The following is a 23,025-nucleotide window of genomic DNA, read 5'->3' as shown; positions in this document are numbered from 1 at the left end:
TCTCAGGAGGATCGCTGCGTGACGACGCTCCCCTCCGACGGCACGTCCCTGGAGCCGCTGCTGCTGCGCAGCACGCCCGAGCTGATCGCTGACCGGCTGCGGGCCGAGATCCTCAGCGGCGCCTTCCAGCCCGACGCGCAGCTCTCCGAGGTGGCGCTGGCCACCCAGCTCAAGGTCAGCCGGGGGCCGATCCGCGAGGCGATGCAGCGCCTCATCCAGGAGGGGCTGCTGCGGGCCGAGCGCAACCGGGGCGTCTTCGTGGTCGAGCTCGACGAGGTCGACGCGCGCGACGTCTACCTAGCCCGGGGCGCCGTCGAGCGCACCGCCGCGGAGATCGTGACCGCGGCCGCCGACGCCGACACCTTCGCCGAGCTCGAGCGGGTGCTCGACCAGATGGCCGCCGCCGAGGGGCACGAGTGGACCGAGCTGATCGGTCAGGACCTCGCGTTCCACCAGACTCTCGTCGATGCCGCCGGGAGCCCGCGGCTCACCCGGATGTTCCGGACCCTGGTGGCCGAGACCCGGCTGTGCATGCTCCGCCTCGAGCCGTTCTACGGCGGCCCGGGCGAGGTGCTCGCCGAGCATCGGGCGATCCTCGACGCGATCAGGTCCGGGGACCAGGAGACGGTCGACCGGCTGGTGCGCGTCCACATGGACGTGTCGGCGTCTCGACTCTCCCCGGCCGCGGACTGATCGGCTCCGCGCCGTGCTGGAGGGCTCCGGGGTGACCGGGAGCGGCCGTCGCGTCGTCGCCGTGGTCGTCACCTTCGACCGGCTGGGCCTGCTGCGCCCGCTCGTCGACGTGCTGAGCGCGGTGCCCGGCGTCGAGGAGGTGCTGGTCGTCGACAACGCCTCGACCGACGGCACCGGGCAGTGGCTCGCCGGCCGGGCCGACGAGCACGGCGACCGTCGGGTCCACGTCCGCACCCTCGACCACAACTCCGGCGGAGCCGGTGGCTTCCACGAGGGCCTGGCCTGGGCCGTGGAGCGCGGCGCGGACCTGGTCTGGCTGATGGACGACGACGGGACCCCGGAGCCGGACTGTCTCCAGCTCCTCCTCGCCCATGCCGGCGAGCTGGACTTCTGGGGGCCGGTGGTCGTCGACCAGGACGACCCCGAGCGGCTCGTCTTCCCGATCCGGCTGCCCGGCGGCACCCGGGTCGTGCACGCGATGTCCGACGTTCGGCGGGCCGCCCAGGACGGGCTGATCCGCGACATCGTCATCCCCTTCAACGGCGTCCTGGTCACCCGCGAGCTGGTCGAGCGGATCGGGCTGCCGCGCGAGGAGTTCTTCATCTGGGGCGACGACCACGAGTACCGCCTGCGTGCCGAGCGGGCGGGAGCCCGGGTGGCCACGGTCGTGGAGGCCCGGGTGCGGCACCCGTCCGTCGGCGCGCTGGGCACGCCCATGGCCTTCGGGCGCACGACGTACAACGACACGCCGAGCGACCTCAAGCACTACTGCATGGCGCGCAACAACCTGGTCAACCTCCGCGAGTACGCCGGGACGACGCACGCGCTGGCGTTCGTCGCGAAGACGCTGTGGTTCTACACCTTCACCCGGCGGGATCTCGGCCGGGTCCGGCTCAGCATCGGTGCCTGGCGAGACGCCGTCCGCGGTGACTTCACCGGACACCGGAGGTTCCTGCGATGAGCGAGCGGCGGCCGGAGAGCGTCGCGGTCGTCGTGGTGACCTACAACCGCGCGGACCTCCTCGGCCGGGTGCTGGACGGGCTCACCGCGCAGACCCACGAGCCGGATGCCGTCGTGATCGTCGACAACGCCAGCACCGACCACACCCGCGAGGTGCTCGACGCCCACGTCCGCGCCGGTGGGCTGGCGATCCAGCGCATCCACCTCGACTCCAACACCGGTGGCGCCGGCGGGTTCCGCGCCGGTGTCGAGGCGGCGTACGACCAGGGCTACGACCGGATCTGGCTCATCGACGACGACGTGGTCCCCGCTCCCGACTGCCTGGCGCTGCTGATGGCGCAGGACGAGGCGTGCGTGATGTCGGTCCGCGAGGACACCCGCGGGCGTCTGGTCGAGAAGGCCGCGACCGACTTCGACCTGACGCGGCCTTGGTCGGTGCGGCCCAAGCGCGCCAGCGTCGAGACGACGTACGGCGACCGGGCTGCCATGCCGGAGCGGGTCGAGCTGCACAACGTCGCCTTCGAGGGCTTCCTGGTACGCCGCGAGGTGGTCACGGCGATCGGGCTTCCCGACGACTCGTTCTTCATCTTCTACGACGATGCCGACTTCGCGCTCCGCGCCCGCCGGGCCGGCTACCGGATCTGGGCGGTGCGCGACGCGGTGCTGGTGCGCCAGCTCGACTTCGACCAGCAGCACGCGCTGGACACGTGGAAGGGCTACTACATGTACCGCAACCTGTTCGCGGTGCACTTCCGCTACGGCACCAACCCCCTGGTGCGGGCCAAGCCCTACGCGATCGCCGGGGTGGTGACGGTCCTGAGCCCGCTGCGCGGTGGCCGCGCGGAGGCAGGCAACGTCCTGCGCGCGCTCCGCGACGCCCGCGGGATGCGCCGCCTACCGCCGCTTGCCTAGGGTGTGTCCTCACCGGCCGGTGGTCCGGCGTCGGCCGGCGGCTCGACCGCGCGATCGTTGCGGAACAGGTACACGCCGACCATCGTGCCGCTGACGGCGGTGTTCTCACCGCTGAGGAACACCCGGTCGGTGCTGGTCTGACCGGTCACCATGAACACGTGGCTGGCGTGCTCCAGACGCCAGCCGATCCGCTCGATGTCGCCGAGGGTGTCGGCCGAGCTGACCGTGACCTGCTTCCCGGTCGCTGCACCCCAGGACGCGGTGCCGGTGTGCGAGCCGACCTGGAGCTGGACCTCGAAGAACTCCTGGCCCGCCTGCTTCGCGGTGGTCGCGACGCCCGTCGGGCTGGCCGCCCAGGCGCGACGCGCGCGGTCATCGGCGGCGGCCCGGACCTGGGCCGCCTGGGCTGCGGCGGCCTGCTTCTCCTCGTCCTCGCGCTGCTGCCTCTTGGCGGCCTTCTCCTCGGCACTCTCGAACATCTGGTCTCCCTCTCCCAGCGATGCGGCGCACTCTAGTGCCGCGCGCGCGTGATCTCCCTCATGCAGCACCCCGCGGAGGGATCAGCGATTCCCGGTTCGGCGCCCCCCGCTGGCTAGACTGGCGGGCCTCGACCTGATCAGGAGTTTCGACCTTGTCCAAGCCCGACCTCGTCGTCGTCGGGTCCGGTTTCTTCGGTCTCACCATCGCTGAGCGGTGTGCCAACGAGCTGGGCCTGGAGGTGCTCGTCCTCGAGCGTCGCCACCACCTCGGCGGCAACGCCTACAGCGAGATCGACCCCGAGACCGGGGTCGAGGTGCATGTCTACGGCGCACACCTGTTCCACACCTCCAACGAGCGCGTCTGGGAGTACGTCAACCGGTTCACGTCGTTCACCGGCTACCAGCACCGGGTCTTCGGGCAGTACGACGGCCAGGTGTACTCGCTGCCGATGAACCTCGGGCTGATCAACCAGTTCTTCGGCCGCAGCCACACGCCGGACGAGGCACGCGAGCTGATCGCCAAGCAGGCCAGCGAGTTCGAGACCGACGCCGCCCGCAACCTCGAGGAGAAGGCGATCAGCCTGATCGGCCGGCCGCTCTACGAGGCGTTCATCAAGGGCTACACCGCCAAGCAGTGGCAGACCGACCCGACCGAGCTGAGCGCCGACATCATCACCCGGCTCCCGGTCCGCTACAGCTTCGACAACCGCTGGTTCAACGACACCCACGAGGGCTTGCCGACCGACGGCTACACCGCGTGGCTGACCCGGATGGCCGACAACCCGCGGATCGAGATCCGGCTCGAGACCGACTTCTTCGACGCCGCCAACGGCACCCGCGCGGAGCTCACCGGCCAGGTCCCCATCGTCTACACGGGCCCGGTCGACGAGTACTTCGGGCACAGCCAGGGCCGGCTCTCGTGGCGCACCGTCGATCTCGAGGCCGAGGTCCGCGAGGTCGACGACTTCCAGGGCTGCGCGGTGATGAACTACAACGACCAGGACGTGCCGTGGACGAGGATCCACGAGTTCAAGCACTTCCACCCCGAGCGCACCTACCTCCCGGGCAAGACCGTGATCGTCCACGAGTACAGCCGGTTCGCCGAGGACGACGACGAGCCGTACTACCCCGTCAACACCCAGGCGGACCGCGAGATCCTGCTGAAGTACCGCGAGCTGGCCAGGCAGGAGCCGATGGTCCTGTTCGGTGGCCGCCTGGGCACCTACAAGTACCTCGACATGCACATGGCGATCGGGTCGGCGCTGTCGATGTTCGACAACAGGCTCCGCCCGCACTTCGCCGACGGTGCGCAGCTGACCTCCGGAGGAGTCGACGTATGACGACCACCCGCCTGCTCCAGCGCCAGATCCTGCCGATCGACCGGGACACCGACGTGATGCCCCTCTACGTCGACCCGGAGGAGGCTCGGCTCGACGCCGACAAATATCAGGTGGGCGGCAACCGCGCCGCCAAGGAGCTCAACCAGGCGGCGATCCGGCAGACCACGTCGACCGGCGCCAGCGTCCACCCCGACCAGATCGAGTCGCGGACGGCGTTGCGCGTCCGCCAGGGCCAGCGGCTCTCCTTCGGCACCTACTTCAACGCCTTCCCCGCGTCGTACTGGCGACGCTGGACCCACGTCACCGACGTCACCCTGACCGTGACCGTGGCGGGAGCCGGCGCGAGCGTGACGGTCTACAAGTCGATGGCCAACGGGCGCTCGCAGCGTGTCGCCTCCGCGAGCACCGAGTCGGAGTCCTCGGGCCGCTTCACCTTCGAGCTCACGCTGACGCCGTTCGTGGACGGCGGGTGGTACTGGTACGACGTCGTCGGCGGCGACGAGGACGCCGTCGTGCAGTCGGCGGAGTGGACCGCCGAGGTCCCCGACGACCGCGGCGGCCACGGCACGACCGACATCGCCATCACCACGATCCTGCCCGACTTCTGCGCCAAGCTGCTCAAGCAGATCGGTGACGACGAGGACCTCGCGCCCTACGTCGACACGGTGTTCGTCATGGACCAGGGCGCCAAGCCGGTGACCGGCTCGGAGTTCTTCCCCGAGGCCGAGAAGGCGCTGGCGGAGCGGCTCCAGGTCATCGTGCAGGGCAACCTCGGCGGCTCCGGCGGCTACGCACGCGGCCAGATGGAGTCGCTGCGCAAGGGCACCGCGACGTACGCCCTGATGATGGACGACGACGTGGTGTGCGAGCCCGAGGGGATCATCCGGGCCGTCACGTTCGGCGACCTCGCGAAGCGGCCGACGATCGTCGGCGGCCACATGTTCAGCCTCTACTCCCGCTCGCGGCTGCACAGCTTCGGCGAGATCATCCACCCCTGGCGGTTCTGGTGGATGACTCCGCTCGACTCCTACCCCGAGTGGGACCTCGGTGCGCGCAACCTGCGCTCCGCGCGCTGGCTGCACAAGCGCCAGGACGTCGACTTCAACCCGTGGTTCATGTGCCTGATCCCGCGCCGGGTCATCGCCGAGATCGGCCTGTCGCTGCCGTTGTTCATCAAGTGGGACGACAGCGAGTACGGCCTGCGTGCGCGTGAGCACGGCTTCCCGACCGTGACGTTCCCGGGCGCCGCCGTGTGGCACGTGCCCTGGACCGACAAGAACGACGCGGTCGACTGGCAGTCCTACTTCCACCACCGCAACCGCCTCGTGGCCGCGCTGCTGCACTCCACCTACCCCAAGGGCGGACGCCTGCTGCGCGAGAGCCTCAACCACCAGATCGCCCACCTCGTCTCCATGCAGTACTCCACCGCGGAGCTGCGCTTGATGGCGATGGAGGACGTCCTGGCCGGCCCGCACGGGCTGCACGAGCTGCTGTCGCACCGGCTGGCCGACGTCAACGCCTTCCGCAAGCAGTTCTCCGACGCCCAGCTCCACGCCGACCCCGACGACTTCCCGCCGGTGCGCCGCGAGAAGCCGCCCCGCAAGGGGCAGTCGGACAGCGAGGTGCCGAGCCGGCGCTCGCAGCTGGTCACCGCCGGTCTCGCGCCGATCCGGCAGCTGCGCCCCCGACGCAAGCTGGCCGGCGAGTTCCCCGAGACGGCGCTGCCGGCGATGGACGCCAAGTGGTACCGCCTGGCCCGCTACGACTCCGCGATCGTGTCGATGAACGACGGCACCTCGGCCGCCCTCTACCAGCGCGACCCCGAGCACTTCCGCGACCTGATGCGCCGTACCCTCGCGATCCACAACACGTTCCGCCGCGACTGGGACCGCCTGGCCGCCGAGTACCGCGACGCGCTGGCCGAGATCGCGTCCCCGCAGGCATGGGACGTCACCTTCCGGCCCTGGACCGACCCCGATGAGTGAGACGACGAGCACTCCCCAGGTCTCCCAGCGCCTCCGCAGGGTCGACGCGCCGCTGCGGCCGCCGTGGTCGGAGCAGGGCCTCTTCGAGGTGTTCCGACACCGCTACATCCTGAGCCTGCTCGTACGCCGCGAGATCGCGGCCCGCTACCAGGGCTCGGTGCTGGGACTCATGTGGTCCTACGTCAACCCGCTGACGCAGTTCTTCATCTACTACTTCGTGATGGGCATCCTGTTCGGCCGCGCGCAGCGCACCGAGGACTTCGCGGTCCACGTCTTCGCCGGGCTCATCGTCGTCCACTTCTTCACCGAGACGATGAACGCCGGCACCCGCTCGATCGTGCGCAACAAGTCGCTGGTGCAGAAGATGGCCGTGCCCCGCGAGATGTTCCCCGTGGCATCGATGCTGGTCTCGCTGTTCCACGTCGGTCCCCAGCTGGTCATCCTGGTGATCGCCACCTGGCTGTCGGGGTGGAGCCCCGACCCGATGGGACTCGTCCTGGGGCTCATCGGGCTGCTGATCAGCATGACCCTCGGCACCGCCCTGGCGTTGATGTTCAGTGCGGCCAACGTGTTCCTGCGCGACATCTCCAACGCGGTCAGCGTGCTGACCAACTTCGTCCGGTTCGGGTCGCCGATGATGTACCCCTACGTGCTGGTCGCGCAGCGCTTCCACCACCACACCGCGATCTATCTGATGAACCCCATCACCGAGGCCGTGCTGGCGTTCCAGCGATGCTTCTGGGTCGGCGCCAACAACAACCCCGCCCACACCATCGCCGTCGACATGCCGAACAACCTGTTCTGGCTCTCGATCCGTGCGCTGCTGATCAGCCTGGTGATCCTGGCCATCGCCCAGTCGACGTTCTCGCGGCTCGAGCGCCGGATCCCGGAGCGGCTGCTGTGACCGTGACGAAGCGGGACGACCGGTCGATCGTGGTGCGCCACGTGTCGAAGAACTTCACGCTGCGCTACCACCGCACCCTGAAGCAGATGAGCGTCGCGATGCTCCGCCAGCAGGACCTCTCCGACTCCTTCCTGGCGGTCGACGACGTGTCGTTCACGGTGCACCAGGGCGAGTCGATCGGGCTGATGGGGCTCAACGGCTCGGGCAAGAGCACCCTGCTGAAGATGATCAACGGGATCATGCGCCCCGACCGCGGCAAGGTGCTGACGCGGGGCCGCACCGCCGGGCTCATCGCCACCGGTGCCGGCTTCCACCCCCAGCTCACCGGGCGCGACAACGTCTACCTCAACGCCGCCATCCTGGGGATGACGGAGGCGGAGACGGCGCGGAAGTTCGACGCCATCGTGGAGTTCGCCGACATCGGCCGGTTCCTCGACTCCCCGGTCGGTCACTACTCCTCCGGCATGTTCGCCCGCCTCGGCTTCGCGGTCGCCATCCACGTCGATGCCGACATCTTCCTGGCCGACGAGGTGCTGGCGGTCGGCGACCGCCCGTTCAAGCGCAAGTGCCTGGCCAAGATGCAGGAGATCCGCGACAGCGGCACGACGCTGTTCTACACCAGCCACGCCACCGGCAGCGTCCGCCGGATGTGCGACCGGGTCCTGGTCCTGGAGAAGGGCCGGCTGGCCTTCGACGGCGACGTCGACGAGGGCATCAAGTTCCTCCACTACGACGACGACGACGAGAACGCGCTCGACGTCGAGGAGGAGATGGAGGCCGACGAGGAGATGGGCGCCGACATCTGACCCACCGGGGTGGCGCTCGGGCGAAGCTCGGCATTCTGCCGCGCCGTAGCCCGCCACCTGGGAATCTGAGTTTCTCGGGTTTCACGGCGTGGCGAGTGGAAATTACAGCCTTGTAGTTACTCACACCTTCTTCCGCACCAGTGTGACTGGTGTGAAACTTGCTGCTCGTGTGACTCCTTCCCCCACCCGTCTGGAGCAGCCGCGTGACCCCCAACCGCAGTCGGTTCGTCACCGCCTGCCAGCAGCTGCTGGCGCTCGGCGTCGTGCTCGCTGCGCTCACGCCGGCCGCCAGTGTGGTCACCCTCGACGTCGTCGGAAGTGCCCCGGACGGACCAACGGCGACCTCGGGGAGCCTGCGCTCGACGGCCGCGTTCGCGGCGTACACCGCGCAGGCGGTCCAGAAGTCCAAGGTGCCCACCTCGCCGGTCGCGTCGCACGTGCGCGAGGTGCCGCTGACCGCCGCGGCCACCGTGGCCGGTCGTCCGGTCCCCACCCGCTCGGCGCTGGTCCGCACCGACCGGAGCGGGGCGAGCCAGCTCACCACCACACCCGAGCGCGTGACCGGCTTCGGCGAGGTCGGCGTCACCTGGGCCCACGGGACCGCGATCCCCGAGACGGCCCTGAGCGTGCTCGCGCGCACCCGCACCGGAGACCAGGGCTGGACCCGCTGGACCAAGGTGCCCTACGACCCCGACCACGGACCCGACCCCGGGTCGGCCGAGGCGAGGCGGGCCCGTCCGGGCACCGACCCGGTGCTCGTCGGCCGGGTGGACGACGTGCAGGTGCGGGTGGTCGCGCGGCGGACGCTGCCCGCGGACCTGAGGCTGGCCGTGATCGCGCCCGGCCACGCCCGGCACACCACCGAGGAGCGCGCCGCGATCGACACCAGCACCATGGACGGCGACCAGGGAGCCGACTCCGTCGCCGACGTGTCCGCGGCTGAGGCCCAAGCCGGCTCCGGCGCCGCGCTCGCCGCGGCCGTCTTCACGCCGCGACCGGTGATCTACTCGCGTGCGCAGTGGGGCGCCGACGAGAGGATCCGGGAGAAGTCCTCGCTGCACTACGGCGACGTGCACGCGGGCTTCGTCCACCACACCGTCAACGCCAACGACTACACCCGCGCCGAGGTGCCCGGCATCCTGCGCAGCATCTACGCCTACCACGTGGAGTCCCGTGGCTGGAGCGACATCGGGTACAACTTCCTGATCGACCGCTTCGGCCGGATCTGGGAGGGCAGGTACGGCGGGGTCGACCGGCCCGTCGTGGGTGCCCACACCCAGGGCTACAACGACGACGCGTTCGCGGCGTCGGCGATCGGCAACTACCAGATCGCCAAGCCCAGCAAGGCGATGATCCAGGCCTACGGCGCGCTGTTCGCGTGGAAGCTGTCCCTGCACGGCGTGGACGCCGCCTCGACGCACCAGTGGGTCACCTCGCGCTGGTTCGAGGCGATCAACGGTCATCGCGACGCCGCGGCGACGCTGTGCCCGGGCCAGTACCTCTACGCCAAGCTGCCGAAGATCCGCCGGCTCGCCGCCGCGGCCCAGCGGGGGTGGTCGGGCAGACAGCTGGACTCCAACCTCGCCTCCACGCCGGCACCGGACATCGTGGTACGCCGCGCGAGCGACGGCGAGGCGTTCGTCGTCCCGACCGGCGGCCTCGTCCACTTCCCCGCGGCCACGACGGTCGGGTCCGGCGCGGCGGGGGCGACCCAGCTCGTGGTGGCCGGCGACCTGACCGGCGACGGACGCGCCGACCTGCTGGTCCGCCGGGCCGACGGGACCGTGGAGCTGCGGCCCGGGCAGCGCGGGGGAACGTTCGGCGCGGCGTCCGCGACGCTCCCGGCGCTGACCGGCCTCGACCAGCTCGTCGCTCCCGGCGACCTGAACGGCGACGGTCGCGCCGACCTCGCCGCGCGCAACCCGACGACCGGCGCTCTCGTGGTGTTCCTCCAGAGGGCCGGCGGCGGCCTCCACCGCCAGCGCAGCGGTGGCGGCTGGGGCTCCTACGACTCGATCGCAGCCGCCGGTGACCTCGACGGCGACGGGCACCCCGATCTGGTCGTGCGCGACGCCGACGGCCACCTCTGGCTGCGTCCCGGCCGGGCCGACGCGACCTTCGGGCCGGCGGTGCAGGTCCCCGGCAGCTACCGGAGGTACGACGTGCTGGCGGGAGCCGGCGACCTGAGCCACGACGGCCACGCCGACCTGCTGGTCCGCGAGCGCAGCACCGGCGACAGCTACGTGCTCCCGGGCCGCGGCGACGGGAGCTTCGCGCGTCGGCTCGGCCCGGTCACCCGCTTCGCCGGCGCCTCGCTGATGGCGGTCGGCAACGTCGCGGGCTCGAAGGCTGCGGACGTCGTGGCCCTCGACGGCGGCAAGGTGAAGGCGTGGGTCAACCCGGGCGGGTTCGACCTCGGGAGGCCCGTCGACACCCGTGCCGACTTCGGGCGGGCCGACAGGATCCTGGTCGTCGGCGACTGGGACCGCGACGGCTCCGGCGACGTCGTGACCCGGCAGGGCAAGCACGGGAACCTCGTGCTGTGGCGCGGCAACGGCCACGGCCGGCTGACGCGCGCCGCGGTGCTCGGCTCCGGCTTCGACACCGTGGGCAGGCTGACCGCGGTCGGCGACCTGACCGGCGACGGCTACCCCGACCTGGTCGGTCAGCCCCGGGGCGGGGTCCTGATGGTCTACCCCGGCAAGGGACTGGCCGGCTTGCGGAAGCCGTACCCGGTCTACGGCGCGATCGCCAAGGGCACGCCGATCGGCGTCGGCCGCTGGGACGCCGACGGCGCTCCCGACGTCCTGCTGCGCCGCGGTGCCTCCCTGAGGCTGCTCCACGGGAACGGCCCGGGCGGCCTCCACGGCCCGACCAGGCTGGCGGCCGACCTGGCGCCGTACGACTGGACGATCGGGATCGGCGACCTCCAGCTGACCGGCCATCCCGACCTGATCGCGCGTGAGAAGGGGACGGGTCGCCTCTATGCCATCCCCGGCAGGGCCTCCGGCCTGAGGTCGCCGGTGTTCGTCGGCGGCGGCTTCGGCGGCTACGACCTCGCGGGCTGAGGAGCAGCGGGAGGATCTGCCCGGCCTTGCTGGCGTGTCCGCGGGCGGACAGACGAGCATCGGCCAACGCTCCGATCCTGGTGGTGTGAGTCACCAGCAACGATCGGAGGTGGACGATGACCGGGCACGCACCTGACTTCCCCAGGCGATGGTGGGCACGCGGCGGCCGTGGCGCCACCCTGGTGCTCGTCGCGCTGAGCCTCGCACTGCTTCCCAGCTCCCGGCTGGCGCCCGCTCTCGCTGACGCCGACCAGCCCGAGGTCTGCTTCCTGGGCATCGACGGCAGCGTCACCTGCCCTTCCGACCCCGACCCGACCCCTCCAGATCCGCAGAGCTTCGCGCCGCCGCCACTGCTGAACCCGCGGATGGTGGAGGAGGCGTCGCCGTCGACGGCTGGGGCGCTTGCGAGGTTCGAGACCCGTGCGGTCGAGCTGGTGGAGGCCCGGCACGGGTTGCCCGACAGCGACCGCGAGGCGGTGCTGACGTGGGGACGCTCGGAGGCGGAGGCCGCCTTGTGGGAGCTCGTCGTCGATGCCATCTCCACCGACAGGGCTGCTCGCACCGTCGACCAGCAGACCGTCGTCGGCTGGATGGCTGGCCGGGTCGACGGGGCCGCGGCGGCGGCCGCGCAGCAGGCTGGTGCGGAGTACGCGCAGTGGGCGGGTCTGAACATGCACCGGTACCGGTCTCTGGCCGCTGGCGGGAGTGAGGCGGAGCTACGCGACTTCCTGGGCCAGACGCCGGTGCAGCTCGGCAAGGTGGGCTCGGCCGAGTGCTCGAAGCTGGTCTGCACCACCAGCGACCAGACCGGCGGCTACTGCACCTACCACTCGCCGGACCCCTACGGCGACGAGTACGTCGGCCGCACCAACGCGACCTGCTACCTGCCGTGCCTCGGGATCATCTGCCTGCCGCCGGCCCCGAGCTTCGACCAGCTCGTCAAGTGGGGCACGGCCGTGACGACTCGCGACCTGCAGTCGCAGGGCTACGAGATGGCCTATGCCGCGGTTGCCACCGGCGTCGTGGCCGGGACCGCCACGCTCCTCGAGGCGATGGTGGACGTCGGGGTGATCCTGCTCGAGGCGTTCTCGGGCCTGGACGGCTTCTGGGTCGGGGCCGCCGTCCCGACCATGATGCTCATGGGCTGGGTCGACATCGCAGCGACCTTCACGTCGGCCGCCTCCGGTGCTGCCATCGCACTGGCCGCCGTGCTCGCCGGGATCATGGTCTCCCTCGACTTCGCCAACCAGTCGCAGCTGCCCGGCAGGCTGTCGGCTCTCGTGATCGGTGCGAGGAACACCGAGACGGATCCGGCGCAGATGCTCGGCTTCGACTCGGGCAGGCAGGCCCTGCTCGGACAGTTCGTGTCCGCGACGTCACCGGGGCCACGCACCGACGTGACCTGTGACGACACCCTGATCCCGGTCGGCCGATGGGGCAGTGCCGAGGGCGCGGCCGTGGTCACGGACCCGGTGACCGGCGCGCGCCGGACCATCTCGACGTACCCGTGCCTGAACGCGACGCCCGTCCCCGCGCCCTCGGTGCGAGATCGCACCTTCTCGGTGTCCAGGGACGGGGTCCCCCCGGCCGGACGCCAGTCGCTGTCGATGAGGACGCCCCGGCAGCCGGGCTTCACCAGCACCGTCAGGATGGTCGGGAACTGGTTCGTTCAGGAGGTGAGCGACGGGACCACGACCGTGCGGAGCCAGACGCTCGGGCTGGGCTACACCGACTGGGAGGGGAGAAGCCGCTACGCGACGGTGGCCGAGCAGGGGGACGACACCTTCACCTTCACGGGCCTGACCGAGAAGGGCCTGACCGCAGGTGCCGACCCGGCGACCTGTCAGGCCGACGGGACGTGCTTCACCACCGACCGGCTCCAGTACCTCGGAGGCGACGGTCAGAAGTACGTCGCGTCGCTGGCCGAAACCACCAGGTGACCTACGCGTCGGCGCGGCTGGAGACAGCCCGCGCACGGTCGCCCGCGGCTACCCCGGTCGGCGAGGGTGCGGGGCAGTCGTGGCTCGCTCGAGCATCGCCACCCGCCCCACCCGCTCCGGTGCCGCGTTGCGGACCAGCACCAACGAGCCGCCGCCCGCCAGGGGCACGGTGAGGCAGGGCAGGCCTGCCCGCGAGGCGGGGTTCGCCTCGGACAGCAGGCGGTCCGGGGACCCGACGGCCCACAGCTCGGCCTGGGTCGTCCCGGCGACGGCGAGGTCGTGGTCGGCCGGTGCCGGGTAGGCGACATAGGCGTCGGGCTGGGACCAGACCTCCAGGCCGAGGTCGTGGACCTCGGCCGGCACGCCGTCCGCGAACGGTCCGGCGAGGGGCAGCAGCGCCGTGGCGACGACCGGGATCCGGCCCGCCTCGGGGGCCCAGCGCCCCAGGGTGCCGGGTCCGGTGACGACGGCGTCGGCCTCGCCGTCCCAGACCACCTCGATGCCGCAGGCCCAGGCGGCGCCGAGCACGACGGTGCCCAGCCAGTGCGCCGGGAGGTCGACGAGCAGGCGGCTGCCGTGCTCGACGTCGAGCTCGTCGGTGAGCAACGAGGAGACCTTGGCGACCCAGGTGGCCCAGGTCGCGACCGAGAGCTCGGTGCGCTCGCCGGTGGCGTCGTCGTAGAACGTCACCAGGGGCCGGCCCGGGTCGGCCGCCAGGAGCCGAGCCAGCACCTGCGGGAAGGTGGTCATCGGCCTTCGTGGCCAAGCTCGGTGTTGATCCGGGTGCTCGAGTCGGCCTTGTCGAACCCGCCGATGCCGTAGACGAGGGTGATGTCGTTACGACGTGCCGCCTCGACCTCGGCGGCCGGGAGGCTGTCGCCGTCCACGCGGTCGCCGCCGTTGCAGAACTCCAGCTCGGCCTCCGGGTACGCCGCGCGCACGAGGTCGAACGACGCGTCCATCCCCGGTCCGTCCTCGACCGCGAGCATGGCGTCGTCCACCATCCGCAGCGACCGCACGACCCGGAGCCGGTCGGCCTCGGGCTGGATCACCTTGCCCTTCTTCAGGACCTGCTGCACGTCGTTGTTCACGATCACCACGAGGTAGCCGCAGCGGGCCCGGGCGGCCTCGAACAGGTCGAGGTGCCCGGGGTGCAGCGGGTTGAAGTAGCCGCTGACGACGCAGGCTCGCGCGGGCCGGTCGGACGTCTGCACTCGTGCTCCTCGGGACGGCTTCGAGCCGCGACCCTATCGCGGTCGGAGCCCGCCACCGGCCGTTCTCCGACGGTCGAGCTGTCGAGACGACGGGGGCGGCGATGAGTAGCGTGAGGGAATGCGCCACCCGCACGCGAACGTCGCGACCGTCCTGGTCGACCCGGCCGTGCTGCGAGACCTCGAGCTGGAGCTGGCGACGCTGGACCTGTGGGTGTGGCCGATCGCGACCACGCCCACCTGTCCGGACGGGCCCCGGATGGCCTTCCAGATCCGGCGTCGGCTGCTCGAGGGCCGACGCGGGGCGTGGGACTGCGCCGCGGGCTGGGCGGCGGTGTGGATCTCCTTCGGCGAGACCTGGTACCGCGGTGCCGAGCCGCTGCCGTGGGTGGCGCACGCGGCCCTGTGGGACAAGCTCGGTGAGTACGCCGACCACACCCGCTACCGCCTGGGGCTGGGCGGCGTCCCGGTCGAGCTCGTGCGGCGGCGGACCGAGGTCTGAGCCCGGCCCGTCCGCCCGTAGGCTGAGCCGGTGCTCACCCTCGACCGCGCGACGTACGACGCGATCGTCGCCCACGCCAAGCGCGACCATCCCGACGAGGCCTGCGGGATGGTGCTCGGCCCCGAGGGGAGCGACCGGCCCGAGCGGTTCAAGCCGATGACCAACGCCGCCGGGTCGCCGACGTTCTACGAGTACGACTCGCTGGAGAAGCTCGCGCTGTACAAGGAGATGTGGGCCAACGACGAGGAGCCGGTGATCGTCTACCACTCCCACACCGCCACCGAGGCCTACCCGAGCCGCACCGACGTCGACCTAGCCGCCGAGCCCGGTGCCCACTACGTGCTGGTCAGCACGCGTGAGCACGGGAATAACCCCGGGCCGGTCGAGTTCAGGTCGTATCGGATCGTCGAGGCGACGGTGACCGAGGAAGAGGTCGCGGTGCTCGACGCCGCGACCACCCCGCCCACGAGGCAAGGAGACCCTGATGGCCGTTGAGGTCCGGATCCCCACCATCCTGCGCACCTACACCGCAGACCAGAAGTCCGTCGAGGCGAAGGGCGAGAGCCTGAGCGCCGTCATCGACGACCTGGAGGCCAACCACCCCGGCATCAAGGACCGCCTGGTCGAGGACAAGGACGGCACGGTCGACCTGCGCAGGTTCGTCAACGTCTACGTCAACGACGAGGACGTCCGCTTCCTCGGTGGCCTCGAGGCTCCCGTGACCGACGGCGACCAGGTGGTCGTGCTGCCGGCGGTGGCCGGCGGGGCCTGATGCGCTTCGACGACCTCCTGGGCTCGGTGGGCGGGACCCCGTTGGTCGGCCTGCCGACGCTCTCGCCGAGTGCCGATGTGCGCCTGTGGGCCAAGCTGGAGGACCGCAACCCCACCGGCTCGATCAAGGACCGCGCGGCAGTGGCCATGGTCGAGCACGCCGAGAGGGACGGCCGGCTGCGGCCGGGCTGCACGATCTTGGAGCCGACCAGCGGCAACACCGGGATCTCGCTGGCGATGGTCGCCAGGCTGCGCGGCTACCGGCTGGTGTGCGTGATGCCGGAGAACACCTCGGTCGAACGACGTCAGCTGCTGCGGGCCTGGGGTGCCGAGGTCGTCTCCTCGCCCGCGGCCGGCGGCTCCAACGAGGCCGTGCGGGTCGCGAAGGCGATGGCCGCCGAGCACCCCGACTGGGTGATGCTCTACCAGTACGGCAACCCCGCCAACGCGCTGGCCCACTACGAGGGGACCGGCCCGGAGCTGCTCGCCGACCTGCCCGGGATCACCCACTTCGTGGGTGGGCTCGGCACCACCGGCACCCTGATGGGCGTGGGGCGGTTCTTCCGCGAGCGCAAGCCGGAGGTCAGGGTCGTCGCCGCCGAGCCGAGGTACGGCGAGCTGGTCTACGGGCTGCGCAACCTCGACGAGGGCTTCGTCCCCGAGCTGTACGACGAGAGCCTGGTCGACGCGAGGTTCTCGGTCGGGCCGCGCGACGCCGTACGCCGGGTGCGCGAGCTCCTGGACGACGAGGGCATCTTCGCGGGCATCTCGACCGGCGCCATCCTGCACGCGGCGCTGGCCCAGGCCGCCCGGTCGCTGGAGGCCGGCGAGCGCGCCGACATCGCCTTCGTCGTGGCCGACGGCGGCTGGAAGTACCTGTCCACCGGGGCCTACGAGGGCACCGTCGACGAGGCCGAGGAGCGGCTCGAGGGCCAGCTCTGGGCGTGAGCCGGGCGGCGTCCCGAGGTGCCCTGGGCGGCCTGGGCGGAGCGCGTTAGTCTGGCACCGACTGACCGGCCCAGCTCCGCTTCCCAGGCCCTCTGGAGTGCCCGTGCCCGACTCACACGTCGTCGTCTTCAGCGGCTCAGCGCACCGTCCGCTCGCCCGGGCCATCTGCGAGGACCTCGGGGTCCCGCTGTCCTCGGTGGAGATGACCCGCTTCAGCAACGACTGTCTCCAGGCCCAGCTCCAGGCCAACTGCCGGCAGCGTGACGTCTACATCGTCCAGCCGCTGGTGCCGCCGACGCAGGAGCACCTCATGGAGCTGCTGCTGATGATCGACGCCGCGCGCGGCGCGAGCGCGGCCTCGATCACCGCGGTCATCCCCTTCTACTCCTACGCCCGGTCCGACAAGAAGGACGCCTCGCGGATCTCCATCGGCGGCCGGCTCGTGGCCGACCTGCTGGCCACGGCGGGCGTCCACCGGGTGATGACGATGACCCTCCATGCGCCCCAGGTGCACGGGTTCTTCTCGGTGCCGGTCGACCAGCTGACCGCGCTGGGGATCCTCGCCGAGCACTTCTTGAGCCAGGACCTCAGCGACAGCGTCGTGGTCTCGCCCGACTTCGGCAACGCCAAGACCGCCACCCAGTTCTCCCGGCTGCTCGGACTGGGCGTCGCAGCGGGGTCCAAGCAGCGGCTGGCCGACGACCGGGTTGTCATCGACTCCATCGTCGGCGACGTCGAGGGCAAGCGCGCGATCGTGCTGGACGACGAGATCGCGACCGGCGGGTCCATCGTCGAGCTCCTCGACCGGCTGGCCGAGCGCGGCTGCACGGGCGCCGCCGTGGCCTGCACCCACGGCCTGTTCGTCGGCAAGGCCGTCGACAGCCTGCGCCACCACCCGATGATCACCGAGGTCGTGACCACCGACACGGTGCCGCCGCCCTCGGACTGGCCCGAGCTGGAGGTGCGCAGCGTCGCCGGGCTCTTCGCCGAGGCCATCGCCCGCGTCCACGCGGGCGAGTCGGTCAGCAGCCTCTTCGACGGGGTCGACCCCCAGTTCGGCCCGCCGCAGGGCAAGCTGTTCGGCTGACCTCGCCGATGTGACCGGCGTCCTGCTGCGCCGAGACGCCCCGACCACCTACCCTGTGCGTCTGTGAGCGGCATGCGACTGGTCGTCATCGGCTGCTCCGGCTCCTTCGCCGGCCCCGATGCCGCGGCCAGCTGCTACCTGCTGGAGGCCGACGACCGGGCCGGCCGGACCTGGCGGATCCTGCTCGACCTCGGCAGCGGCGCGCTCGGGCCGTTGCAGCGGTTCGGCACCGCCGAGGCCCTGGACGGGGTGTTCTTCAGCCACCTGCACCCCGACCACTGCCTGGACCTGTGCGGTCTCTACGTCCTGCGCAAGTACCACCCCGCCGGCCCGCTCACCCGGATCCCGGTCTGGGGCCCGGCCGGCGTCGCCGCGCGGATGGCGCGGGCCTACGACCTGTCCGGGCCGGGCATGAGCGCGGAGTTCGACTTCCGCGAGCACGACGGCGCGGTCGCCGTGGGCCCGTTCCGGGTCGTGCCGGTCCCGGTGGTGCATCCGGTCCCGGCCTACGGCTTCCGCGTGAGCGCCGGCGGGCGGACCCTGGCCTACACCGGAGACACCGGGATGTGCACGGCGCTCGACGAGCTCGCCGCCGACGTCGACGTCCTGCTGGCCGAGGCGTCGTTCCGGCACGGCGACGACAACCCCGAGGGCCTGCACCTCACCGGGCACCAGGCCGGCGAGGTGGCCGCGCGCAACGGCGTGCCCCGGATGCTGATCACGCACGTGCCGCCGTGGTACGGGGTCGGCGACATGATGTCGGAGGCCGCGGAGGTCTACGACGGTCACCTGGACGCCGCGGTGCCCGGCGCGACGTACCGGGTCTGAGGCTCGCCCCGACCGGGGCCTAGGCCTGACCGGCGTCGTGGACGACGATCGCGACCTGCACCCGGTTGGTGACCTCGAGCTTCTCGAACACCCGGGACACGTGGGCCTTCACGGTCGGCACCGACAGGTAGAGCTCGGCGGCGATCTCGGCGTTGCTCAGCCCGCGTCCGACGGCCAGGGCGACGTCGTGCTCGCGCTCGGTCAGGCACGCGAGCCGCTCCTGGGCCTGGCCCGACCGCGAGCTGTCGGGGGGCGCGACCTGCTGGATCAGCCTGCGCGTGACCGACGGGGAGAGCATCGGGTCGCCGTCGGCGACCTTGCGGATCGCCTCGAGGATCTCGGGGGGCGGGGTGTCCTTGAGCAGGAACCCGTCGGCACCGGCGGCCAGCGCGCGCAGGACGTAGTCGTCGGCGTCGAAGGTCGTCAGCACGATCACGTGTGGAGGGTCGGGGCGGCGGCGCAGCTCGATGGTGGCGGCCAGCCCGTCCAGCACCGGCATCCGGATGTCCATCAGGACGACGTCGGGCCGCAGCTCGCCGGCCGCGGCGATGCCGGCTCGGCCGTCGCCGGCCTCGCCGACCACCCGGACGTCGGCCTGACCGCCCAGCATCAGCCCGAGGGCCGAGCGGACCAGAGGGTCGTCGTCCACGACCAGGACCGTGATCATCGTCCGGTCACGCCGCCCACGGGATCCACCCTCGCAGCACCCACGCGCCCTGCTCGCGCCGGCCCTGGAGCGTGCCGCCGCGCAGCTCGGCGCGCTCGCTGAGGCCGACCAGCCCGAGCCCGGCGCCGGGGGTGGAGCCCGGTTGCAGGCCGAGCGGGTTGCGCAGCTCCACGGTCACGCCGTCGGCGGGCGAGCCGCTCACGACGATCCGGAGAGCGGTGCCGGGCGCGTGCTTGGCGGCGTTGGTCATGCCCTCTTGGACGATCCGGTAGACGGTCCGCCCGATCACGTCCGGCAGCCCGGCGGCGGCGGGCCCGATCCGGTCGTCGTAGGTCACCTTCAGGCCCGCCGAGCGGACCGCCTGCACCAGCGGCTCCAGGTCGCGGTAGGTCGGCTGTGGTGCCTCCAGCGGCTGCCCGGACTCGGGGTCGCGCAGCACGCCGAGCACGCCGCGCAGGTCGGCCAGCGCCTGGTGCGCGGTGTCCTGGATGATCGTGGCGCTCGCACGCATCTGGTCGGCGTCCAGGTCGGTGCGGAAGGCCAGGGCGCTCGCGTGCATGGAGACCTGCGAGATCCGGTGGGCGAGGACGTCGTGCATCTCGCGGGCGATCCGGGCGCGCTCGTTGGCGCGGGCCTGGGAGGTCCGCAGCTCCTGCTCGGCCTCGGCGCGCTCGGCCCGGTGCTTCAGGGTCCAGAGCAGCTCGCGCCGCGAGCCGATGTAGGCGCCCCAGCCGAGGAGAGCGACGGTGATCACGACGACGACGAGGAGCTCGACCCACCAGGGCCCGTTGTCGGGCGTCTGGACGATCATGTTGTAGGCGTAGGAGGCCGCGAGGTTGAGCGCCCCGATCACCGCCAGCTGCCACCACCGGCGCCGGGTGGCCAGCGAGACCGCCGCCAGCACCCCGGCGCCCGACGCCGTCGAGCTCAGGACGCCGAAGGTCGTGATCAGCGTGGCCACCGTCATCGGCCACCGGCGCCGGTACCACACGAGCACGTACGCCGTGACTCCCAGCGCCAGGTCCACGACCACCAGGAGGTGCGCCTGCCGCCACGCCGCCGGCAACGGCGTGATGCAGGTCAGCGCGGAGAGGATCAGCATCACTGCCAGGCGCCACGCGTGCCCCCACCGCGTCAGCGGCGGCTGGTACGCGTCGGCGGGAGCGTGGTCCACACCCGGATCCTAGGGAGCCCTCGGTCCGGACGGTGAGCGGCTGGGGGAGGCCGGCGCCCCCTACTTTGGTCGCCCGGGGTGAGCCTGGTGTTGCATGTGGACGCACGGTCGAGATGGCAGGGTGGTGCCCATGATCAAGGTCGAAGGGCTCAGTCGGGCCTACGGGAGCTTCATCGCAGTAGACGACATCAGCTTCGAGTGCAGACCGGGCACGGTCACCGGGTTTCTCGGACCCAACGGCGCAGGCAAGACCACGACCATGCGCGTCATGGTCGGTCTGACACCACCTACGCGGGGCGACGTCAGCATCGGCGGGCTGCACTACAAGGACATCCCCAACCCGGGACGCCACGTCGGGGTCCTGCTCGACGCCTCGGCCCAGCATGCCGGCCGAACCGGTCGCGAGGTGCTCGAGATCGGCGCGCGGACCATGGGTCTGCCGTCGGCCCGGATCGACGAGATGCTCGCCCTGGTCTCGCTCGACGACCGCGAGTCCAAGCGCCGCGTGCGCAACTACTCGCTCGGAATGCGGCAGCGGCTCGGGATCGCGCACGCGCTGCTCGGAGACCCGAGCGTGCTGATCCTCGACGAGCCGGCCAACGGGCTCGACCCGGCCGGCATCCGCTGGATGCGCGGGCTCCTCAAGGGGTACGCCGACCAAGGCGGCACCGTGCTGCTCTCGAGCCACCTGCTCCACGAGGTCGAGCAGATCGCCGACGAGATGATCCTGATCGGCAACGGCAAGATCGTGGCCCGCGGCACCCGCGAGGAGCTCCTCCGCGACGCCACCGGCGGGGTCTCCACGACGCTGGTGACCGCCCTCGACAACGCCCAGCTCTCGGGCGCGCTGACCGAGAAGGGCCTCGCCGTCCACCCGGCCGGTGGCGGGCTCCGGGTCACCGCCGAGCCGGTCGACGTGGGGCGGGTCGCGGCCGAGCGGCAGATCGTGCTCACCGACCTGCGCGCCGGCAACGAGGGCGGCCTGGAGGACCTGTTCCTCGAGCTCACCGCCGACACCCAGCGCGAGGGCGCCATGCAGCCCGTCGGCCCGGCGGCCCAGCCCCCGACGCAGCCACCCTCGAGCGGGGTGCCGGCATGAGCACCGCGACCGCTCCGATGACGCTCGACGTCGCCGGTACGCCGACGGTCCCGTTCGGCCGCCTCGTGCGGGTCGAGCTGCGCAAGCTCGCCGACACCAGGGCGGGCCGCTGGCTGTTGATCTCCATCGCGGCGCTGACGCTGCTGGTGCTGATCATCCAGATGGCGGTCGTGCTCGGGCAGGGCCTGCACCCGAAGTACATCGACTTCCTCCAGGGCATGAACACCACCACGGGCATCCTGCTGCCGGTCCTCGGCGTCCTGTCGATCACCTCGGAGTGGAGCCAGCGCACGGCGATGGTCACCTTCACCCTCGAGCCCTCGCGGGTGCGGGTGGTCGTGGCGAAGCTGGTCGGGTTGCTGGTCATCTCCGTCGTGGCCCTCGCGGCGGGGGCGATCCTCGGTGCGCTCGCCAACGTCCTGTACGGCGCGTTCTCGGGCAACACGGTGGTGTGGGGGAGCGCCGGCAAGTTCGTCGTCTACTACCTGCTGCTCTACCTGTTCGGGATGGCGGTCGCGTTCGCGTTCGGCGCGCTCGTCCTGAACAGCCCGGCCGGCATCGTCTTGTACTTCGCCTACCAGTTCATCATCCCGACGATCCTGAGCATCGCTGCCGCCCTGATGAGCTGGTTCAACAGCCTTCAGCCCTGGATCGACTTCAACACCGACCAGAACAGCCTGATCGACGGCACGATCCACGGCCTGCTGTGGGTGAAGATGGCGGTGGCCGGTGTGGTCTGGCTGGTCGTGCCGCTGGCCATCGGCATCTGGCGGATCCGACGGGCGGAGGTCAAGTGAGCACCGTGCCCGGCTCCGGATCGCCGTTCACCCTGGACGTCTCCGGCACGCCCGGCATCCCGTTCCTGCGCCTGTTCCAGGTCGAGCTCCGCAAGTCGGTCGACACCCGAGCCGGACGCTGGCTGGTCGGCGTCACCGTCGGCGTGGCTCTGCTCGCCGAGGTGATCTACCTGATCGTCGCGGTGAACAAGGACCTCGACGGCTCCTACGGCAGCTTCGTGGCGGCCTCGGCGTTCGTCTCCTCGTTCCTGCTGCCGATCCTCGGGATCATGGTGGTCTCCAGTGAGTGGAGCCAGCGGACGGCGATGACGACCTTCGCCCTGGAGCCCCGCCGGATGCGCATCGTGTGGGCCAAGATGCTCGCCGGCGTCTCCCTGACGGCCTTCGTGCTGGCCTTCGCGCTCGTCGTGGGGCTGGCGTTCGTCCTGCTGTTCTCGGTGTTCCAGGGCAACAGCCCCGACTGGACCTTCGGGTGGTCCGGCTTCGCCGGTTTCGTGATGAACCAGACGTTCTCGATGCTGGGCGGCTTCGCCCTCGCGGCGCTGTTGCTGAACACACCCGCCGCGATCGTCGTCTACGTCGCCTACAAGTACGTCCTGCCCGGCCTGCTCGCGCTGGGCGCGGCGCTGATGGCGTGGTTCAACAGCCTCCAGCCCTGGATCGACTTCCAGGCCGCGCAGAGCGAGCTGTACGACATGCCGCTGACCGCTGCCCAGTGGTGGCACCTCGTGGTCAGCGGCCTCATCTGGCTGGTCGTGCCGCTGGCGATCGGGCTCTGGCGGATCAGCCGGGCCGAGGTGAAGTAGGGCCGCCTCCTGGTGGTCTCGACCGGCTCGGCCGAGGGTCTGGCTAGG

General features: G+C 71.4%; 23 protein-coding genes. 18 read left to right on the top strand and 5 right to left on the bottom strand.

The genetic code is table 11. The annotated features are described in order from the left end of the window. The first annotated feature begins 18 nt into the window (after positions 1-18). The 3 genes from VHW64_RS01310 to VHW64_RS01300 are packed head-to-tail and all read left to right on the top strand — an operon-like array spanning position 19 to position 2,565. Positions 19-693, top strand: coding sequence for a GntR family transcriptional regulator (locus tag VHW64_RS01310; RefSeq protein ID WP_329648688.1), 675 nt, complete (start codon positions 19-21; stop codon positions 691-693). Positions 694-706: 13 nt separating this feature from the next. Then, positions 707-1,654, top strand: coding sequence for a glycosyltransferase family 2 protein (locus VHW64_RS01305; RefSeq protein WP_329648687.1), 948 nt, complete (start codon positions 707-709; stop codon positions 1,652-1,654). Further along, complete coding sequence (locus VHW64_RS01300; protein ID WP_329648686.1) at positions 1,651-2,565, top strand: glycosyltransferase family 2 protein; 915 nt, start codon at positions 1,651-1,653, stop codon at positions 2,563-2,565. The genes VHW64_RS01305 and VHW64_RS01300 overlap by 4 nt, the downstream gene beginning before the upstream one ends. Here the strand turns inward: VHW64_RS01300 and VHW64_RS01295 are convergent. Continuing rightward, entirely contained in the window at positions 2,562-3,044 is a 483-nt protein-coding gene (locus VHW64_RS01295; RefSeq protein ID WP_329648685.1) for a hypothetical protein, read from the bottom strand. The genes VHW64_RS01300 and VHW64_RS01295 overlap by 4 nt on opposite strands. A gap of 152 nt (positions 3,045-3,196) precedes the next feature. On the opposite strand from VHW64_RS01295, the gene glf reads away from it, so the two are divergent. From glf to VHW64_RS01265, 6 genes are all read left to right on the top strand, one after another. After that, a complete protein-coding gene (gene glf / locus VHW64_RS01290; protein WP_329648684.1) occupies positions 3,197-4,384 on the top strand; it encodes a UDP-galactopyranose mutase in 1,188 nt (395 codons plus the stop codon). Further along, positions 4,381-6,369 (top strand): glycosyltransferase, encoded by a 1,989-nt coding sequence (locus VHW64_RS01285; protein WP_329648683.1) that lies wholly within the window; start codon positions 4,381-4,383, stop codon positions 6,367-6,369. Before glf ends, VHW64_RS01285 begins: the two co-directional genes overlap by 4 nt. Beyond that, positions 6,362-7,273, top strand: a complete 912-nt coding sequence (locus VHW64_RS01280) for an ABC transporter permease (protein ID WP_329648682.1) — start codon at positions 6,362-6,364, stop codon at positions 7,271-7,273. Before VHW64_RS01285 ends, VHW64_RS01280 begins: the two co-directional genes overlap by 8 nt. Before the next feature lie 2 nt (positions 7,274-7,275). Beyond that, entirely contained in the window at positions 7,276-8,079 is an 804-nt protein-coding gene (locus tag VHW64_RS01275) for an ABC transporter ATP-binding protein (protein ID WP_329648681.1), read from the top strand. Positions 8,080-8,282: 203 nt separating this feature from the next. After that, positions 8,283-11,147, top strand: a complete 2,865-nt coding sequence (locus VHW64_RS01270) for an FG-GAP-like repeat-containing protein (protein ID WP_329648680.1) — start codon at positions 8,283-8,285, stop codon at positions 11,145-11,147. A gap of 116 nt (positions 11,148-11,263) precedes the next feature. Further along, the gene (locus VHW64_RS01265; protein ID WP_329648679.1) at positions 11,264-13,087 is read left to right on the top strand and encodes a hypothetical protein; all 1,824 of its coding nucleotides are present in this window, start codon (positions 11,264-11,266) and stop codon (positions 13,085-13,087) included. Between the two features lie 48 nt (positions 13,088-13,135). On the opposite strand, the gene VHW64_RS01260 is transcribed toward VHW64_RS01265, so the two are convergent. Beyond that, a complete protein-coding gene (locus tag VHW64_RS01260) occupies positions 13,136-13,837 on the bottom strand; it encodes a TIGR03089 family protein (RefSeq protein WP_329648678.1) in 702 nt (233 codons plus the stop codon). Further along, positions 13,834-14,301, bottom strand: a complete 468-nt coding sequence (locus VHW64_RS01255) for an adenylyltransferase/cytidyltransferase family protein (RefSeq protein WP_329648677.1) — start codon at positions 14,299-14,301, stop codon at positions 13,834-13,836. The genes VHW64_RS01260 and VHW64_RS01255 overlap by 4 nt, the downstream gene beginning before the upstream one ends. A gap of 118 nt (positions 14,302-14,419) precedes the next feature. Here VHW64_RS01255 and VHW64_RS01250 point away from each other — a divergent pair, with 118 nt between their 5' ends. The 6 genes from VHW64_RS01250 (at position 14,420) to VHW64_RS01225 (ending at position 18,434) form a co-directional block, all read left to right on the top strand. After that, complete coding sequence (locus tag VHW64_RS01250; RefSeq protein ID WP_329648676.1) at positions 14,420-14,800, top strand: hypothetical protein; 381 nt, start codon at positions 14,420-14,422, stop codon at positions 14,798-14,800. A 30-nt stretch (positions 14,801-14,830) separates the two neighbouring features. Next, positions 14,831-15,295: a M67 family metallopeptidase gene (locus tag VHW64_RS01245; protein WP_329648675.1), complete on the top strand. Its 465-nt coding sequence runs from the start codon at positions 14,831-14,833 to the stop codon at positions 15,293-15,295. Beyond that, positions 15,285-15,572 carry a MoaD/ThiS family protein gene (locus VHW64_RS01240; RefSeq protein ID WP_329648674.1) on the top strand — a complete coding sequence of 96 codons (288 nt, stop codon included), beginning with the start codon at positions 15,285-15,287 and terminating at the stop codon, positions 15,570-15,572. Before VHW64_RS01245 ends, VHW64_RS01240 begins: the two co-directional genes overlap by 11 nt. Next, positions 15,572-16,519 (top strand): PLP-dependent cysteine synthase family protein, encoded by a 948-nt coding sequence (locus VHW64_RS01235; protein WP_414690435.1) that lies wholly within the window; start codon positions 15,572-15,574, stop codon positions 16,517-16,519. Before VHW64_RS01240 ends, VHW64_RS01235 begins: the two co-directional genes overlap by 1 nt. 103 nt (positions 16,520-16,622) lie before the next feature. Further along, positions 16,623-17,606: a ribose-phosphate diphosphokinase gene (locus VHW64_RS01230; protein WP_329648673.1), complete on the top strand. Its 984-nt coding sequence runs from the start codon at positions 16,623-16,625 to the stop codon at positions 17,604-17,606. Between the two features lie 72 nt (positions 17,607-17,678). Beyond that, positions 17,679-18,434 carry an MBL fold metallo-hydrolase gene (locus tag VHW64_RS01225; RefSeq protein WP_329648700.1) on the top strand — a complete coding sequence of 252 codons (756 nt, stop codon included), beginning with the start codon at positions 17,679-17,681 and terminating at the stop codon, positions 18,432-18,434. A 19-nt stretch (positions 18,435-18,453) separates the two neighbouring features. Here VHW64_RS01225 and VHW64_RS01220 read toward each other — a convergent pair whose 3' ends face one another. Together VHW64_RS01220 and VHW64_RS01215 are read right to left on the bottom strand one after the other, a co-directional pair. Next, positions 18,454-19,101 (bottom strand): response regulator transcription factor, encoded by a 648-nt coding sequence (locus VHW64_RS01220; RefSeq protein WP_329648672.1) that lies wholly within the window; start codon positions 19,099-19,101, stop codon positions 18,454-18,456. 7 nt (positions 19,102-19,108) lie between these two features. Beyond that, the gene (locus VHW64_RS01215; protein WP_329648671.1) at positions 19,109-20,275 is read right to left on the bottom strand and encodes a sensor histidine kinase; all 1,167 of its coding nucleotides are present in this window, start codon (positions 20,273-20,275) and stop codon (positions 19,109-19,111) included. A 130-nt stretch (positions 20,276-20,405) separates the two neighbouring features. On the opposite strand from VHW64_RS01215, the gene VHW64_RS01210 reads away from it, so the two are divergent. The 3 genes from VHW64_RS01210 to VHW64_RS01200 are packed head-to-tail and all read left to right on the top strand — an operon-like array spanning position 20,406 to position 22,977. Further along, positions 20,406-21,374: an ABC transporter ATP-binding protein gene (locus VHW64_RS01210; protein ID WP_329648670.1), complete on the top strand. Its 969-nt coding sequence runs from the start codon at positions 20,406-20,408 to the stop codon at positions 21,372-21,374. Beyond that, complete coding sequence (locus tag VHW64_RS01205) at positions 21,371-22,171, top strand: ABC transporter permease subunit (RefSeq protein WP_329648669.1); 801 nt, start codon at positions 21,371-21,373, stop codon at positions 22,169-22,171. The genes VHW64_RS01210 and VHW64_RS01205 overlap by 4 nt, the downstream gene beginning before the upstream one ends. Next, positions 22,168-22,977, top strand: a complete 810-nt coding sequence (locus tag VHW64_RS01200) for an ABC transporter permease (protein ID WP_329648668.1) — start codon at positions 22,168-22,170, stop codon at positions 22,975-22,977. The genes VHW64_RS01205 and VHW64_RS01200 overlap by 4 nt, the downstream gene beginning before the upstream one ends. Positions 22,978-23,025 lie beyond the last annotated feature (48 nt).

The organism is Nocardioides sp. (assembly GCF_036267815.1).
GTDB lineage: Bacteria > Actinomycetota > Actinomycetes > Propionibacteriales > Nocardioidaceae > Nocardioides.
The sequence above is the reverse complement of the archived record's forward strand: the minus strand, read 5'-3'. Positions and strand labels throughout refer to the sequence as shown.

Excerpts from the sequence above, each read along its gene's own strand:
- VHW64_RS01285 (WP_329648683.1), top strand. The coding sequence starts at position 4,381 with ATGACGACCACCCGCCTGCTCCAGCGCCAGATCCTGCCGATCGACCGG.
- VHW64_RS01225 (WP_329648700.1), top strand. The coding sequence starts at position 17,679 with ATGCGACTGGTCGTCATCGGCTGCTCCGGCTCCTTCGCCGGCCCCGAT.
- VHW64_RS01260 (WP_329648678.1), bottom strand. The coding sequence starts at position 13,837 with ATGACCACCTTCCCGCAGGTGCTGGCTCGGCTCCTGGCGGCCGACCCG.
- VHW64_RS01300 (WP_329648686.1), top strand. The coding sequence starts at position 1,651 with ATGAGCGAGCGGCGGCCGGAGAGCGTCGCGGTCGTCGTGGTGACCTAC.
- VHW64_RS01220 (WP_329648672.1), bottom strand. The coding sequence starts at position 19,101 with ATGATCACGGTCCTGGTCGTGGACGACGACCCTCTGGTCCGCTCGGCC.
- VHW64_RS01205 (WP_329648669.1), top strand. The coding sequence starts at position 21,371 with ATGAGCACCGCGACCGCTCCGATGACGCTCGACGTCGCCGGTACGCCG.
- VHW64_RS01295 (WP_329648685.1), bottom strand. The coding sequence starts at position 3,044 with ATGTTCGAGAGTGCCGAGGAGAAGGCCGCCAAGAGGCAGCAGCGCGAG.
- VHW64_RS01210 (WP_329648670.1), top strand. The coding sequence starts at position 20,406 with ATGATCAAGGTCGAAGGGCTCAGTCGGGCCTACGGGAGCTTCATCGCA.
- VHW64_RS01280 (WP_329648682.1), top strand. The coding sequence starts at position 6,362 with ATGAGTGAGACGACGAGCACTCCCCAGGTCTCCCAGCGCCTCCGCAGG.
- VHW64_RS01250 (WP_329648676.1), top strand. The coding sequence starts at position 14,420 with ATGCGCCACCCGCACGCGAACGTCGCGACCGTCCTGGTCGACCCGGCC.
- VHW64_RS01235 (WP_414690435.1), top strand. The coding sequence starts at position 15,572 with ATGCGCTTCGACGACCTCCTGGGCTCGGTGGGCGGGACCCCGTTGGTC.
- VHW64_RS01265 (WP_329648679.1), top strand. The coding sequence starts at position 11,264 with ATGACCGGGCACGCACCTGACTTCCCCAGGCGATGGTGGGCACGCGGC.
- VHW64_RS01240 (WP_329648674.1), top strand. The coding sequence starts at position 15,285 with ATGGCCGTTGAGGTCCGGATCCCCACCATCCTGCGCACCTACACCGCA.